We start from the raw sequence: 15,997 nt of genomic DNA on the forward strand, positions 1-15,997 counted from the left end.
TTGTGCGAAGCCGTAACCTAAAAGGCCCCGGTTACGGATCACTGCAACACGAGGCCCGGCCGCGCCGGCAGTTCAGGCCGCCCGGACTCGGTGACATGAGGACGAGGAGCGGCATGGCGAGCGGACAAGACGCACGCGAGGCGATGTTCAACGGCCGGCGTTCCGATGGCAAGCCCGTCCGCCGCCCGGTTTCCCCCCATCTGCAGGTCTACGACATGCTGCAGATCACCAGCGCCATGTCCATCAGCCACCGCATCACCGGCTGCGCCTGGGTGGCGGGGCTGCTCTTTATGGTCTGGTGGCTGGCCGCCGCCGCCTCCGGCCCCCGGGCCTTCGCCTGGGTGCAGTGGTTCGCCGGCTCCTTTGTCGGCGTGATCGTGCTGATGGGGCTGACCGCCGTGGCCTGGTACCACACGCTGAATGGCATCCGCCACCTCGTCTGGGATTCCGGCCACGGCTACGACATCCCCACCACCTACCGCACCGGCCGCCTGGTGCTGATCGCCACCGCGGCACTGACGGCGGTCACCTGGATCGTCGCCCTGGTGGCCTGGATCCGCTGAGCGAAGGGACGCGACGAGCATGAGCCAACATCACGAAGCACTTCGCCTGCAGACCCCGCTCGGCCGGGTGCGCGGCCTGGGCTCCGCCAAGGGCGGCACGCATCACTGGTGGCTGCAGCGGGTCACCTCCATGGCCCTGCTGCCGCTGACCATCTGGTTCACCTTCGGCGTCGCCGGCCTCGCCGGCGCGCCCTACGAGCGGGTGCTGGCCTGGATCGGGCATCCCTTCCACGCCGTGCTGCTGCTGCTCTACATCGGCATCGGCTTCCACCACACCGCGGCCGGGCTGCAGGTGGTGATCGAGGACTATGTCCGCCCCGAGAGCCGGCGCAAGCTGGTGGACCTGCTGCAGAAGGCGGTCTGCCTGATCCTGGCCCTCTTCGCCGCGCTGGCGGTGCTGCGGATCGCGGTCTGAACGGGCCGATGCCCTGCGCCCGGCGGCATCCCCGGCCTTTTTGGCTGGCGAAATCGCGGCGCAGGGCCAATTTAGACTGCATGGGCCGGCCCCGGGGCCGGCTTTCCCAGGAATTTGGTGCCGGGCGGCGCCGGGACGGGCGGAACACTCCTTCTGCCCAGCTCACTGACCGCGCGGACGAGCTTCGGACGAGGCGGTTGAGATGAACGCGATCAGCAAGCCGGGAATCGGCGGCGCGGCCTACCGGGTGGTGGACCATACCTATGACGTCGTGGTGGTGGGGGCCGGCGGCGCCGGGCTGCGCGCCACCTTCGGCATGGGCGCCTCCGGCCTGAAGACGGCCTGTATCACCAAGGTCTTCCCCACCCGCTCCCACACCGTGGCGGCGCAGGGCGGCATCGGCGCCGCGCTGGGCAACATGGGCGAGGACGACTGGCGCTGGCACATGTACGACACCGTGAAGGGGTCGGACTGGCTCGGCGACCAGGACGCCATCGAGTACATGTGCCGCGAGGCCGTGCCCTCGATCATCGAGCTGGAGCATTACGGCGTGCCGTTCTCCCGCACCGAGGACGGCAAGATCTACCAGCGGCCCTTCGGCGGCCACATGCAGAACTACGGCAAGACGCCCGCGATGCGCGCCTGCGCCGCGGCGGACCGCACCGGCCATGCCATCCTGCACACGCTCTACCAGCAGTCGCTGAAGCACAACTGCGAATTCTTCGTCGAGTACTTCGCCCTCGACCTTATCATGGAGGAAGGCGTCTGCCGCGGCGTCATGGCCTGGTGCCTGGAGGACGGCTCCATCCACCGCTTCCGCGCCCAGACCGTGGTGCTCGCCACCGGCGGCTATGGCCGCGCCTGGTTCTCCTGCACCTCCGCCCATACCTGCACCGGCGACGGCGGCGGCATGGTGCTGCGCGCCGGCCTGCCGCTGCAGGACCCGGAATTCGTGCAGTTCCACCCGACCGGCATCTACGGCTCCGGCTGCCTCGTGACCGAGGGCGCGCGCGGCGAGGGCGGCTACCTCACCAATTCCGAGGGAGAGCGCTTCATGGAGCGCTACGCGCCCACGGCGAAGGATCTCGCCTCCCGCGACGTGGTGTCCCGCGCCATGTCGATGGAGATCCGCGAGGGCCGCGGCGTCGGCCCGAAGAAGGACCACATCCACCTGCACCTGGAGCACCTGGGCGCCGACCTGCTGCACGAGCGCCTGCCGGGCATCTCCGAGACGGCGAAGATCTTCGCCGGCGTGGACGTGACCAAGGAGCCGATCCCGATGCTGCCCACCGTGCACTACAACATGGGCGGCATCCCCACGAACATCCATTGCGAGGTGCTGAACCCCACCGCCGAGGACCAGGACCGCGTGGTCCCCGGCCTGATGGCGGTGGGCGAGGCCGCCTGCGTCTCCGTGCACGGTGCCAACCGCCTCGGCACCAACTCGCTGCTCGACCTCGTGGTCTTCGGCCGCGCCGCCGCGCACCGCGCCGCCGAGACGGTCAAGCCGGGCGCGACCCAGGCGCCGCTGCCGCCGGATGCGGGCGAGGCCTCGCTGTCCCGCCTGGACGGCGTGCGCAACGCCAAGGGCGGCACCAGCGTCGCCGCGCTGCGCGAGCGCATGCAGCGCACCATGCAGGGCCATGCGGCGGTGTTCCGCACCTCCGAGAGCCTGAAGGAAGGCGTGGACAAGATGCAGACGGTCTATGACGGCCTGTCCGACATCCGCATCCACGACCGCTCCCTGGTCTGGAACAGCGACCTGATGGAGGCGCTGGAGCTGCACAACCTGATGGGCAACGCCATGTGCACCATGGTGAGCGCCGAGGCGCGGCACGAGAGCCGCGGTGCCCATGCGCATGAGGACTATCCCGAGCGTGACGACGTGAACTGGCTGAAGCACACCATCGCCACCTGCGACAGCAACGGCCTCGTCAAGCTCGACTACCGCGACGTGAAGATGCGCACCCTCACGAACGAGGTCCAGGTCTTCCCGCCCAAGCCGCGCGTGTACTGAGGGACGGACAGAGCATCATGGCCAATTTCCAGCTTCCCAAGAACAGCCAGGTCAAGGTCGGCCAGACCCACAAGGCCGAGCCGGGCGCCAAGGACGTCCGTTCCTTCAAGATCTATCGCTGGGACCCGGACACGGGCGAGAACCCGCGCTACGACACCTATGAGATCGATCTGGAGCAGTGCGGGCCGATGGTCCTGGACGCGCTGATCAAGATCAAGAACGAGGTGGACACCACGCTGACCTTCCGGCGCTCCTGCCGCGAGGGCATCTGCGGGTCCTGCGCGATGAACATCGACGGGCTGAACACCCTCGCCTGCCTCAAGCCGATCGAGGACGTGAAGGGCGACGTGAAGATCAACCCGCTGCCGCACATGCCGGTGGTGAAGGATCTGGTGCCCGACCTGAACCAGCTCTACGCGCAGTACCGCTCGGTGGAGCCCTGGCTGAAGGCCGACACCCCGCCGCCGCCCGATGCCGAGCGCCTGCAGTCCAAGGACGAGCGCGCCAAGCTGGACGGGCTGTGGGAGTGCATCCTGTGCTTCTGCTGCTCCACCGCCTGCCCCTCCTACTGGTGGAACGGCGACCGCTATCTCGGCCCGGCCGTGCTGCTGCAGGCCTATCGCTGGATCGCGGACAGCCGCGACGAGCATACCGGCGACCGCCTGGACCAGTTGCAGGACCCGTTCCGCCTGTATCGCTGCCACACCATCATGAACTGCGCCCGCACTTGCCCGAAGGGCCTGAACCCGGCCCAGGCGATCGGCGAGATCAAGAAGATGATGGTCGAGCGCGACGGCTGAACGCTTCGCGCCGCACACGGATGGAAGGGGGCCTACGGGCCCCCTTTTCCGTTCCGGCCGCCTTGAACCCCGGATCATGCAGCCCGGCGGGGGCACGCTGCGTTGTCCCTATCCTTGCCGGAGGAGGACGATCCATGGTCGATACCACGATGATCCAGGAAGGCATGGCGGTGGTCGATTGCCAGGGCGAGGCCCTCGGCTCCGTCGATCACCTGGATGCCGGACGGCTCCTGCTGCGGCAGGGCGCGGGACCTGTCCGCCCCATCTCGCTCTCCGAGGTTTCCGAGGTCCGTGGCGAGGCCGTGGTGCTGCAACTGAGCCGCTCCGAGGTGCAGCGGCTGGAGCAGCGTCCGGATCGGGAAAGTCACACCGAAGCCTGAGACCGGCCCACGCGCCGGAGCCGCCCCACCCTCCGCCGGGGATGGCCGGAATGCGGCGCGGGGGTCTGGCCAGACCCGGCCCCCCTGCCCCATCTAGCCAGGCATGAGCATCCGCCTTCTTCCCGCTGTCACCGCCGACCGAATCGCCGCGGGCGAGGTGGTCGAGCGCCCGGCCGCGGCGGTGAAGGAACTGGTCGAGAACGCTCTGGATGCCGGCGCCACCCGCATCGCCGTGACCATCGAGGGCGGCGGCATCGACCGGCTGCTGGTGGAGGATGATGGCTGCGGCATGGGGCCGGAGGACCTGGCCCTCTGCGTCGAGCGCCACGCCACCTCCAAGCTGCCCGAGGAGGACACGCTCTTCCGCATCGCCACGCTGGGCTTCCGGGGCGAGGCGCTGCCCTCGATCGGCGCCGTGGCGCGGCTTTCCATCACCTCCCGTCCGGCGGAAGGCCCGGCCCATGCGATCGCGGTGGAGGCCGGGCGCAAGGGCGAGGTCACCCCGGCCTCTGGCGCCCCCGGCACAAGGGTCGAGGTCCGCGACCTGTTCTTCGCCACTCCGGCCCGCCGCAAGTTCCTGCGCCAGCCCCGCACCGAGGCGGAGCATGCGGCCGAGGCTGTGCGGCGCCTCGCCATGGCCTGGCCCGGAACCGGCTTCCGGGTCGAGGCCGAGGGCCGCGTGGTGCTGGACGTGGCGCCGGACGACCGCCTCGGCCGCGTGGCGGCCATCATGGGCGAGGAATTCGCCGCCGCCGCACTGCGGGTCGGCGGCGCCTGGGACGACCTGCGGGTGGACGGGCTGACCGGCCCCGCCAGCCTGTCCCGCGCCACGGCGGCGGAGCAGCACCTGGTGGTCAACCGCCGGCCGGTGCGCGACCCGGTGCTGAAGGCGGCACTGCGCGCGGCCTATCGTGACGTGATGGTATCCGGCCGGCATCCCATGGCCACGCTCTTTCTGGAGATCGACCCGGCGACGGTGGATGTGAACGTGCATCCGATGAAGGCGGAGCTGCGCTTCCGCGACCCGAACGCGGTGCGGGGCGCCGTGATCGTCGCGCTGCGCCGCGCCCTGGGGATCGGGGCCGGCAACGGGGCGGGCAACACGTCCGGCGGCAACAGCCTGGCGGCCGGGCTGCGCGGCGGGCTCGCGGAAACGGTGCGTGGCTGGAACCCGCCCCGGCCGGAAGCCCCTTCCCCGCCGCCCGCGGAGGGGCCAGGCTGGAGCGGCTTCTCGGAAAGCCGCGCCGCCTTCCCTGCGCCGCCGCCGCTCCAGCCGGGCCTGCCGCTGGCGCCGCGCCGCCTGCCCGCCACGTCCTGGCCCGCCGATGCCGGCGCCGGCATGGGGAGTTCCGGGGGCGCCTGGACCGTGGCGGAAGCCGCGCCGGAACGCGTCGCACCGCCCACCCCCGGCCCGGCGGGAGCCATCGGCGAGGAGGAAGCCCCCCTGGCCGACGGTCCCCTGGGCCGCCCGCTGGCCCAGCTGCTGGACACCTACGTCCTGGCCGAGGCCCCGGATGGCGCGCTGGTGCTGGTGGACCAGCACGCGGCGCATGAGCGGCTGACCCAGGAACGGCTGCACGCCCAGTTCGTGGCCGGCGGCGTGCGGATGCAGCCGCTGCTCCTGCCCGCCGTGGTGGACATGCCGCCCGCCCGCGCCGCCCGGCTGCTGGACCATGCGCCGGCGCTGCTGCGCCTGGGGCTGGAGATCGAGGGCTTCGGCCCCGGCGCGGTCATGGTGCGCGCCCTGCCTGCGCTGCTGGGGGCGCCGGAACCCGGCCCGCTGCTGGAGGACCTGGCCGACGGGCTGGCGGAATGGAAGGGCGCCGAGGCGCTGGAGGCCCGCATCGACGCCGCCATCGCGCGCCTGGCCTGTCACGGCAGCGTGCGGGCCGGGCGCCGCCTGAACACCGCCGAGATGTCGGCCCTCCTGCGGGCCATGGAGGCGACGCCCCGCGCCGCCACCTGCTCCCATGGCCGCCCGACCTTCCTGCGCATGGACAAGCCGATGCTGGAGAAGATGTTCGGCCGGCGGTGAGCCGTTCCGCCCCTCAGGCGCCGTTCCGCAGATCCCCCGCGGCGGCCCAGGCCGCCCGGGCGCGCGGCAGCCCGGCACCGGCCCCAGCCCCAGCCCCGGCCCCGGCCCCGGCCGCGAGCCTTTCCGCGCCCCGCTCCGGCACGGCGGCGCGCACCGGCCGCGCCTCGGCAGGCTCCGCCAGCAGCGGGCCCAGCCGCTCCACCTGCCGCGCCAGCTCCGCCTGGCTGCGCACCCCGGTCTTGTGGAAGACGCGGCGCACATGGGTCCGCACCGTGTTGACGGTGATGCCCAGGATCTGTCCCACCTCCGGCAGGCCGATCCCCTGCGCCGCCCAGGCCGCCACCCCCGCCTCGGCCGTGGTCAGCCCGTAGATCTCGCGCAGCTGCTGGCAGAGCTCCGGCGTGGGCATGGCACCCTGTGCCGGATCGGTCAGCAGCAGCAGCACGCTGGCTCTCGGCGAGGCCGGCAGGACCTGGCGGTGGCGCTCCACCTCCCGCACCGTGAGCGGCATGGCCTGGAGGGCCAGGGACACCTTTCCCGAAGCCCTTGGCAGCGGCAGCGCCGCGTGCTGGCCCAGGGCCGCGCGGTTCACCAGGTCCCGCAGCAGGCGCGTCATGCCCGGCGACCCCGCGCGCAGGTTGCCCTGGCGCTCGGTGCCGATGCCGTCGGCCTCCTCCAGCATCCGGCTGGCGGAACGGTTCGCCCAGATCAGGGCGCCGCGCGCATCCGCCAGCATCAGCCCGCAGGCGAGCCGGTTCAGGATCTCCACCAGCGGCCCGTCCGGCCGCGCATGGGGGGAGGCCAGCCGGTGGTGCATCTCCGTGGCGCGGCGCAGATGCGGGGCCAGCCGCATCAGCAGCGCCGTTTCCGGCGGGCCGAAGCGCGTGGCGCGGCGCGGCCGCAGCAGGCGCAGCGTGGCCTGCTGCGGCAGGTCCGGCGGGCAGAGGGCGAGGCACAGCCCGTCCTCCATCCCGTGCGGCCGCATCCAGTCGGTGAAGAAGCGCGTGCGCTCCAGCGCCGGCGCGATCTGCCGCAGGGTCGCCGGCGCCTTCCAGGCCGCGCCGGCCAGCACGGCCGGCGTCACCGGGTCGAGCGCGTTGTAGCAGCCGCCATAGCCGCGCACCGCCTCCTCGGAAAGGCCATAGGCCATGGTGATCCGGGCCGGCACCCCCGTCTCGCCGACATGCAGCGCCGCCGCGGCGCTGCCGAACAGGTCCGCAAGCCGGCCCAGCGCCTCGGGCCAGCGCTCCGGCGCCATGCCGGCCTCGTAGATCAGTCCGATCACGGTGGAGACCGGATCCTCGGCCGGCGCCGTCAACGGCAGCAGGGGGGACCGGCTGACCTGGGCACCGGCCTCCGGAGTCGTCCGAACGGATGACGCTTGGCCTTCCAGCATGGTCTATCCTCTCGGCCAGGCTGGGTCCGCCCGGCATATGGCTGATTCGTCTGAGGACATCCTGCCGGGCACGGGCCCGCCGGGCTGTGCGGCAGGTCACACCGCTCATCGGCCGCCGCTTTTTCCCCGGGATGGCGTTCGTCAACGCACGGAAATGCCGCACTGCCCCGCCGTCACGCTCCCGGACCGCCGACACGCCTTCACCAAGACGCTGAATCCGTTAGGTTGCGGCAGGATCATGGGCGGAATTCAGCATGGATGACGTGCTCCGGTGGCTGCAGTCGGTGGGCCTTGCCCAGTACGCGCCGGACTTCGCCCAGCACGGGATCAGCCTGTCCGATCTGCCGGAGCTCAGCGAGGCGGACCTGCGCGAGCTGGGCCTGCCGATCGGCGCCCGCAAGCAGCTCCGCCGGGCGCTGCGGACCCGGGGCGCCCGCAGCGGTGCCGAGCGCCGGCCGCTTTCCGTGCTGTTCCTCGACCTGGTCGGCTCCTCCCGCCTCGCGGAGCTGCTGGAGCCCGAGGACCTGATGCGGATCATGCAGCGCTACCGCGAGGCCTGCGCCGGCCCGGTCGCGCGCTATGACGGGCGCATCGCGCAGTTCCTGGGCGATGGCGTGCTCGCCTATTTCGGCTTCCCCGCCGCGCATGAGGACGACCCGGAACGCGCCGTCCGCGCCGCGCTGGAAGCCGTGGAGACGGTGCGGCGGCTGCGCGTGCCGCTGCCGAACCTGCCGTCGGGGCAGGAGCCGCTGCGCGCCCGGGCCGGGATCGCCACGGGACAGGTGGTGATCGGCGACCTGCTGGGCCATGGCGACGCGCCGGGCGACAGCATGGCGATCGGCTCCACCCCCAACCTCGCGGCGCGGCTCCAGGCCCTGGCGCCGCCCGGCGGGGTCATCGTCTCCGGCGAGACCCGGGCCCGGCTGACCCCGATCTTCGAGATGCGCGACCTCGGCCCGCAGGTGCTGAAGGGCTTCAGCGAGCCCTGCCCCGCCTTCCTGGTGCGCCGCGAGGTCCAGCGCAGCGGCCAGCGCCGGCGCCTCGCCCGCCCCGACGCCTTCGTCAACCGGCTGACCGATCTCGCGCGGCTGCAAAAGGCCTGGGAAAGCGTGCTGGCCGGCGCCAGCCGGACGGTGCTGCTGCGGGGCGAGGCCGGAATCGGCAAGTCGAGCCTGCTGCGCCGCTTCCTGGCCACGCGGCGGGACCGCATCGGCTCCGCCACGCTGACCTTCATCGCCTCCCCCTTCCACACGGACACGCCCTTCTATCCCCTGGTGTCGCCGCTGCGCGGCCTTGCCCGCCTGGCCCCCGGCCAGGACTGGCCGGATGCGCTGATCCGGCTGCGGCACTGGCTGGGCGACGAGGGCGCGGAGATCGACGAACGCGCGGCCGCGCTGGCGGAGCTGCTGCTCGGCGGCAGCGGCGAGGCGGGCGCGCAGCCGGCGGCGCTGGCCGCCATGGCGCCGCGCCGGCTGCGCGGCCTGACCCTCGCGGCGCTGCTCGACCAGCTCACCCGCCTCTCGGCGCGGCAGCCGCTCTGCCTGGTGGTGGAGGACCTGCACTGGCTCGACCCCAGCTCCATGGAGCTGCTCGAACGCGCCCTGTCCCGGCTGCCGGGCCGCTGCCTGCTCCTGCTCACCTCGCGCGAGGCCTTCGCCCCGCCCGCCACGCCCACCTGGAACGATGTCGAGCTGCTGGATCTGCGCCCGCTGAGCGAGCCCGACATGGTGCAGCTGGTGGAAAGCGTCGCCGGCTCCGCCGCCGGCGGCCCGCACCTGACACGGCGGATCAGCCGGCTGGTGGCGTCGCGCACGGAAGGCGTGCCGCTCTACGCGCAGGAACTGGCGCGCGCCATCCTGGACGGCACGGTGGAGGCCGAGGCGGAGGTGCCGCCCAGCCTGCGGGAATGCCTCGTGGCGCGGCTCGACCGGGCGCAATCGGCCAAGGCGGTGGCGCAGGCGGCGGCGGTGGCCGGGCGCTCCGTGCCGCGCGACCTGCTCCAGGCGGTCACGGAACTGCCGGAGGAGGAGCTGGACGCCGCCCTGTCGCATCTGGAACTGGCCGGGGTGCTGCAGCGGCGCAGCCTGCCGGGCCGCGAGGGCTGGACCTTTCACCACGCGCTGCTGCGCGACGCCGCCTACGAGAGCCTGGTGCGCGACCGGCGCCGCCTGCTGCATGCGCGGCTCGCCCAGGCGCTGCCGAGGCTCGACGCGGACCGGGTCGCCACGGAGCCGGAAGTGCTGGCGCATCACCTCGCCGAGGCCGGGCGGGTGGCGGACAGCGTGCCGCTCTGGCTCGCCGCGACGCGCCGCAGCCTGGCGCGCTCCGCCTATCCCGAGGCGACGCGCCTGCTGCGGCGGGCGCTGCGGGCGATCGACACGGTGCCACCCACCCCGGCGCTGCGCGCGCAGAGGCTGGAGCTCCTGGCCCTGCTCGGCCCGGCGCTGATCGCCCTGCACGGGCCGGGCGCCGCCGAGACGCAGGACCATTATGCCGAGAGCTACGCCGTGCTGAACGACACGGCCGCCGACGAGAGTGCGCACTTCCCCATCGCCTGGGGCTGGTGGCGGGTGTCGCGCGACTACAACATCAAGCGGCTGCGCTCCGACGCCCTGACCGAGCGGGCCGCCCGGCGCGGCGAGCCGGGCAGCCTGCTGCAGGCGCATCACTGCGGCTGGGGCACGCGCTTCGGCCTGGGCGACCTCTGCGGCTGCCGCCGCGATATCGAGGCCGGGCTCGCCATCTACGAGGCCGGCGAGTACCGGCACCACGCCACGATCTACGGCAACCACGACGCCAAGGTCTGCGCGCTGGGCGAGACGGCGCTGCTGGAATGGCTGGAAGGCCGCCCCGAGGCGGCGCTGCGCGCCGAGGCCCAGGCCCGGGGCTGGGCGCTGGAGATCGACCACCTGGGCAGCGTCCTGCACGCGCTGGACATCCACGCCATGCACCGCGCCTACCGGCGCGACCCGGCGGAGATGGCGGAGGCGGCGCGGCGCATGATGGAGGCCGCGGAAACGCACGACCTGCCCGACTACCGCGCCAAGGGGATGATCTTCGGCGGCTGGGCGGCCTCGGCGCGCGGCGAGGCGGCGGAGGGGCTGCGCTCGATCGAGGCGGGGCTCGCCGTGCAGCGCGAGGTCGGCACGATCGAGGACTTCCCCATCTTCCACACCCTGCTGGCGGAGGCACAGACCACCGCGGGGCAGGTGCGGCGCGCGGTGGCGGAGCTCGACGAGGCGCGCGAGCTGTTCGGGCGCGTCGGGCTGCGGATCTGGATGCCGGAGGTCTGGCGCGTGCTGGGCCTGCTGCGCCTGCAGGCGGGCGGCCCCGGGTCGGAGGCCGCCGCCGAGGCCTCGCTGCGCGAGGCGCTGCGGCTGGCCGAGGCGCAGGGCGCCTGGATGCTGGCGCTGCGCGCCCGGCTGAGCCTCGCGAGCCTCGACCTGCGGCTCGGCCGCCTCGGCGATGCGGAGATGCTGCAAAGGCTGGCCGGCCTGGCGGAGCGGGCGGAACGGGAGGGAGACGGCGAGGTCGAGCGCCTGCTGGCGGCCCTTCGGCGCAGCGCCATCTCCCTCGCGCCGTGACCGGCCCCGGCCTCCTCCCCGGCTTGCCGCCCGAGGACGAGGCCAAGCGCTTCCGCCTCGGCGCGCACCGGGTCCGCGACCCCGAAGAGACGCTGGAACGGGCGCTGCGCCATGCGGGGCGCTTCGGCCTGACAAGGGTGGCGGTGCTGACCGGCCTGGACGTGACCGGCATCCCGGTCGCCGCGGCGGTGCGGCCCAACGCGCGTTCGCTCTCGGTCTTCCAGGGCAAGGGCGCGACCCTGGCGGCGGCCAAGGCCTCGGCGGTGATGGAGGCTGTGGAGGCTTGGCATGCCGAGACCCTGGCAGCGCCGCTGCGCTGGGGCAGCCATGACCGGCTGCGGGAAAGCGGCCTCGCGCCCCTGGACCCGGCCCGCCTGCCGCACAGCGCCGCCGCGCCGGACCTGTCGGCGCGGGAGGCGCCGATGCTCTGGGTGGAGGGCCGTGACCTCGCCGACGGCTCGCCGCTCTGGGTGCCGCTGGACCTGGTGACCGCCGACTACGCGCTGGACGGGCCGCCTTCCTCCGGCTTCCTCCAGGCGACCACGAACGGCCTCGCCTCCGGCAACACGCGCGGGGAGGCGCTGGTGCATGCCCTAGCCGAGCTGGTGGAACGCGACGCCCATGCCCTCTGGCTGGCCCTCCCCCCGGCGGCGCGGGCGGAAACGGCGATCGATCCCGCCAGCATCGCCGACCCGCTCTGCGCCGATCTCCTGGCTTGCTTTGCCGCAGCCGGCATCGCCCTGGCGATCTGGGACATCACCTCCGACCTCGGCATCCCCGCCTTCCGCGTCCTGGCCCTGCCGGGGCGGGAGGAGCCGGGGGTGGAGGCGGAGCTCGGCCTGGGCTGCCATCCCGACCCCGGCGTGGCCCTGTCCCGCGCCCTGACCGAGGCCGCACAGTCCCGCGTCACCCGCATCTCCGGCGCCCGGGACGATTTCGCGCCGGAATCCTATGCCGCCCCCGCCCGTGCCGCCCGCCGCGCCGCCGCGCTGCGCGCCCTGTCCGAGGCGGTGCCGCCCCGGCGGCGCTTCGAGGCCGTCCGGGGCTGCGCGGCGCCCACGATCCATGGCGACCTCGCCCTGCTGCTGTCCCGGATCGGGGCGGCCGGCCTGGGGCCGGCGGCCTGGGTGGACATGACCCGGGAGGAGATCGGCATCCCGGTGGTCCGCGCCGTGGTGGCGGGGCTGGAGGGCACCCCGGGCCCGGCCGGCGGCGGCTATGCACCCGGCGCCCGGGCCCGGGCGCGTACACGGGCACACGCATGAACGCGCCCGTCGTCTTCCTCGGCCCCAGCCTGCCGCGCGAGGCCGCGCGGGCCATCGCGCCGGAGGCCATCCTGCTGCCCCCGGCGCGGCAGGGCGACCTTTACCGCGCGGCGCGCTCCCTGCGCCCCCGTGCGATCGGGCTGGTGGACGGGCTGTTCCGGGAGGCTCCGGCGGTCTGGCATCGGGAGATCCTCTGGGCACTTTCCGAGGGCATCCCCGTGCTGGGCGCCGCCAGCATGGGCGCCCTGCGTGCCGCCGAATGCGGCGCCTTCGGGATGGAAGGGGTCGGTGCCGTCTACCGCGCCTATCGCGACGGGCGCTTTCCGCCCTTTGCCGGTCCCTTCGAGGATGACGACGAGGTCGCCATCCTGCACGCGCCCGCCGAGGCTGGGTGGATCGCCGCCTCCGACGCCATGGTGGACCTGCGCGCCACCCTCGCGACCGCATGGAGCGCCGGGGCGATCGGGCCGGAAGGCTGCGAGGCCCTGGCCCATGCGCTCAAGCGCCTGCCCTTCCCCGAAAGGAGCCATGCCCGCCTCCTCGCGGAAGCCGCGTCCCTGCCGTGCCCCGGTCCGGAGGCGCTGGAATGGCTGCGGCGCCACCCGGTCGCCCAGAAACGCCGCGATGCCGAGGAATTATTGGCGCGAATCGTCCGCGCCTCCCCCGATCGGAGGGCGCCGGGCTTCCGTTTCACCCGTAGCCTGGCCTGGGAGAGCTTCCTCGCCACGCAGGCGGCAGTGCCGCCACAGGGGGAGGAACAAGGGGAGAAACAGGGGGGAGGCGCATTGCTGCGGGAACTGGCGGTCTCCGATCCGGTCGCATGGCGGGAACTGCGCCTGACGGCGGAGGGCCATCCGGGCCTGTCCGTGCCCGGTGCGCCCGATGCCGCCGCGCTGGAGGATTTCCGGCATCGCCACGGTCTGTGGCGGCGCTCGGCGCTGGAGGCCTGGCTGGCGGCGCATGACCTCGACGAGGCCGGGCTGCACCGGCTGCTGGCGCGCGAGGCGGCGATCCGGGAGCGGCTGCGGCGCCCCCTTGCCCCGGCCTCCCGGGACGCCATGCTCGATGCCCTGCGCCTGTCCGGCCGCTATGCCGGGCTGAAGGCGCGGCTGGCCGGGCGGCAGGAGGACCGGGAGGGAGAGGACCGGGACCTGCCCGGCGAGGCCGTGCTGGATGCGGCGCTGCGCTGGTGGTTCGAGACCCGGGCGGGCCTGCCGCCCCCGCCACTGGGTGAGGAGGAGGCCGAGGCTCGGGCTCATGGCTTCCCCGATGCGGGCGGCTTCCGGGCCGCCATCTGGCGGGAATACCGCGCCGCCATGGCCACGGAGGATGCGGCGGCCACCGACGGGACCGCCGCCCCCGACGGCGCCCCGCCCCGGGGCGGGGGCTGAGGCATGGCCGGCGGCACGCTGTTCCGGCTCTTTCCGCAATGGGCGCAGGGCTATGCCGAGCCCGAGCTGGTGGAACTGGCCGCCGCCCCCGGCAGCATCGGGCCCGGCCCGTCGGATTCCCGGATGTATGTCGCCCATGCGGTGGACAAGCGCGAGCCCTATGACCCGCCGGCCTGGCTGCCGCCCTACCGGGGCGCGCTGCTGCCGCCTGCCCAGCCGGACGGGGCCGGGAACTTCGACCACATCCCCTTCGGCACGCCGGAATTCCTGTCGGCGCATCTCTACGGCGTGACCCGGCTCGTGCTGGAGATCTGGGAGGACTATCTGGGCCAGCCGGTCCGGTGGTGGCATGCGGACGTGCTGCCGCGGCTGGAGCTGCAGCCGGTCGTGTACTGGGCCAATGCCCAGTCCGGCTTCGGCTTCCTGGAGGCCGGACTGCGCTGGACCCGCTTCGGCCAGGCGCTGCCGCTCTGCCTCAGCTTCGACGTCGTGGCGCACGAGGTCGGCCACGCCATCCTCTTCTCCACGATGGGGGTGCCGGAATCCGGCGCGGTGGGCGGCACCTTCCTGGCCTTTCACGAAGCCTTCGCCGACCTGATCTCGACCCTTTCCGTGCTCCACTTCCCCTCGGTGGTGATGCGGCTGCTCGCCCAGACCTCGGGCAATCTCTACGAGCTGAACCTGGTCAGCCGGCTGGGCGAGCTTTCGGATGTCGAGCAGGTGCGGGTGGTGGACAACACCGTCCGGCTCCGCGACCTGCAAGGGCTGCGCCTGCTGGAGGACGGCACCTGGCGCGACCCGCTGAACCTCGGCCGCAACGCGCACGTGCTGGCGGCGCCGCTGACCGGCGCGGTCTGGGACATCCTGGTGGAGCTGTTCCAGGAAGGGCTGGTGGCGGAAGGCATCATCCCGCCGGACCGCGACACGCGGAGCTGGACGCCAGCGGCGGTCACGGCCGCGATGGCGCCGCTGCGCCATGCCTCGGCCGAGGCGCTGGCGCGTTTCGAGGGCGTCTTCCGCCATTGCCTGCACAGGGCGCGCGACCGGGTCGGGCTGGCCATGGCGCAGACCATCCTGCGGCTGGACCCGGAAACGCTGAGCTTCGGCCAGGTCGCGGCCCTGCTGATCGAGGCGCTGGCGGAGCCGGGCGCCACCCCGCGCATCGCGATGGGCGCGCTGCTCGATATCTTCGACGAGCGGGACATCGATCCCCGCCCCTTCCTGGCGGGGGCCTCCGCCGGAATGGCCCTCTCCGCTCCCCTGCCGCCCATGTCCCGCGCCGCCTGGGCCGGGCCGGGGGCGGCCCTTCCGCACCGGTCCTGGGCAAGGCCCTGCGGCTGCCACGGCGACATCATCGCCACACGCCGGATGATGCCGCACGGATCGCGCGCATCGGCCGGTTGAAAACACTCACGTATCGTTCCCGAATGGATATAATGCCGCGAAGCGTCTCGCGAATGGAGATGAAGCATGTCGGACAACCCTGAAGCGACACAGCCCGGCGCGGAGGCCGGAGAGTCCGAAGCGAAGCCCACCCCTGCGGCGCGGCTCGGTGAAACCCTCCTCGCCCCGGCCGCGATCCGCCTCTTCGGCGTGCCGTTCCCGGGCCTCGCCATCACCGACGCGTCCCGCACGCCCTATGACCGGGCCGGCGGGTTCCGGGACCCGCTGATGGCGCGGCTGGCACCGGGTGCCGAGCCGCCGCCGAAGCTGGCCCGGATCTTCGGCTACAGCTACGACGGGCAGTACGTGCCGCTGCCCGCACCCGCCGTCTTCCTGGTGGAAGGCGAAGGCACCGCCGTCCCGGAACATGGCAGTGTCGCGACGACCGGCTTCATCCGGGACTCCGGGCATTTCATGGAGGGGCTGCGGGTCTGGCTCTTCGACCGCGGCGACATGGGGCTGCGCATCGATATCAGCACCGGCAGCATCGAATCCCTGCTGCATGGCGGCCGCGCCGACACGCTGATGGGCCGGGCCGAGGTCACCGGCCGGGCGGAGGTGACGGGACGGGCCGAGGTCTTCGGCCGCGCCAATCTGGGCGGACGATGAGCGCGGGGCGCCGTCCGGGCCTCGCCCCCGGAAAGGCTGGAGGAAGCAGGGAAACCGGAACAGGGAGGCCAGCGAAGCAGGCGGAGCCGGGCCGCAGCC

12 protein-coding genes are annotated in these 15,997 nt (G+C 73.4%); 11 read left to right on the plus strand and 1 reads right to left on the minus strand.

Annotated elements, in window-relative coordinates:
* Window positions 1–113 precede the first annotated feature (113 nt).
* From sdhC to mutL, 6 genes are all read left to right on the plus strand, one after another.
* Entirely contained in the window at window positions 114–563 is a 450-nt protein-coding gene (sdhC, locus tag BT98_RS0110185) for a succinate dehydrogenase, cytochrome b556 subunit (RefSeq protein WP_027297208.1), read from the plus strand.
* Window positions 564–582: 19 nt separating this feature from the next.
* The gene (sdhD, locus tag BT98_RS0110190; RefSeq protein ID WP_019460856.1) at window positions 583–978 is read left to right on the plus strand and encodes a succinate dehydrogenase, hydrophobic membrane anchor protein; all 396 of its coding nucleotides are present in this window, start codon (window positions 583–585) and stop codon (window positions 976–978) included.
* A gap of 202 nt (window positions 979–1,180) precedes the next feature.
* Window positions 1,181–2,995, plus strand: coding sequence for a succinate dehydrogenase flavoprotein subunit (gene sdhA, locus BT98_RS0110195; RefSeq protein WP_019460855.1), 1,815 nt, complete (start codon window positions 1,181–1,183; stop codon window positions 2,993–2,995).
* Window positions 2,996–3,012: 17 nt separating this feature from the next.
* A complete protein-coding gene (locus BT98_RS0110200) occupies window positions 3,013–3,795 on the plus strand; it encodes a succinate dehydrogenase iron-sulfur subunit (protein ID WP_019460854.1) in 783 nt (260 codons plus the stop codon).
* Window positions 3,796–3,929: 134 nt separating this feature from the next.
* On the plus strand, window positions 3,930–4,175 hold the full coding sequence (locus BT98_RS0110205; protein WP_019460853.1) for a DUF2171 domain-containing protein: 246 nt from the start codon (window positions 3,930–3,932) through the stop codon (window positions 4,173–4,175).
* A gap of 103 nt (window positions 4,176–4,278) precedes the next feature.
* Window positions 4,279–6,210: a DNA mismatch repair endonuclease MutL gene (gene mutL / locus BT98_RS0110210; RefSeq protein WP_019460852.1), complete on the plus strand. Its 1,932-nt coding sequence runs from the start codon at window positions 4,279–4,281 to the stop codon at window positions 6,208–6,210.
* Window positions 6,211–6,223: 13 nt separating this feature from the next.
* Here mutL and BT98_RS0110215 read toward each other — a convergent pair whose 3' ends face one another.
* Entirely contained in the window at window positions 6,224–7,606 is a 1,383-nt protein-coding gene (locus tag BT98_RS0110215; protein ID WP_085977405.1) for a helix-turn-helix transcriptional regulator, read from the minus strand.
* Between the two features lie 254 nt (window positions 7,607–7,860).
* Here BT98_RS0110215 and BT98_RS0110220 point away from each other — a divergent pair, with 254 nt between their 5' ends.
* From BT98_RS0110220 to BT98_RS0110240, 5 genes are all read left to right on the plus strand, one after another.
* Window positions 7,861–11,190: an AAA family ATPase gene (locus tag BT98_RS0110220; protein ID WP_019460850.1), complete on the plus strand. Its 3,330-nt coding sequence runs from the start codon at window positions 7,861–7,863 to the stop codon at window positions 11,188–11,190.
* Window positions 11,191–11,213: 23 nt separating this feature from the next.
* Window positions 11,214–12,455: a YcaO-like family protein gene (locus tag BT98_RS27605; protein ID WP_027297209.1), complete on the plus strand. Its 1,242-nt coding sequence runs from the start codon at window positions 11,214–11,216 to the stop codon at window positions 12,453–12,455.
* On the plus strand, window positions 12,452–13,846 hold the full coding sequence (locus BT98_RS23960) for a TfuA-like protein (RefSeq protein WP_019460848.1): 1,395 nt from the start codon (window positions 12,452–12,454) through the stop codon (window positions 13,844–13,846). The genes BT98_RS27605 and BT98_RS23960 overlap by 4 nt, the downstream gene beginning before the upstream one ends.
* Window positions 13,847–13,849: 3 nt before the next feature.
* On the plus strand, window positions 13,850–15,250 hold the full coding sequence (locus BT98_RS23965; protein ID WP_019460847.1) for a gluzincin family metallopeptidase: 1,401 nt from the start codon (window positions 13,850–13,852) through the stop codon (window positions 15,248–15,250).
* 66 nt (window positions 15,251–15,316) lie between these two features.
* Window positions 15,317–15,898 carry a hypothetical protein gene (locus tag BT98_RS0110240; protein WP_026033134.1) on the plus strand — a complete coding sequence of 194 codons (582 nt, stop codon included), beginning with the start codon at window positions 15,317–15,319 and terminating at the stop codon, window positions 15,896–15,898.
* The last annotated feature ends 99 nt before the right edge of the window (window positions 15,899–15,997 follow it).

Origin of the sequence: Roseomonas mucosa ATCC BAA-692 (assembly GCF_000622225.1) — a bacterium.
Classification (GTDB): domain Bacteria; phylum Pseudomonadota; class Alphaproteobacteria; order Acetobacterales; family Acetobacteraceae; genus Roseomonas; species Roseomonas mucosa.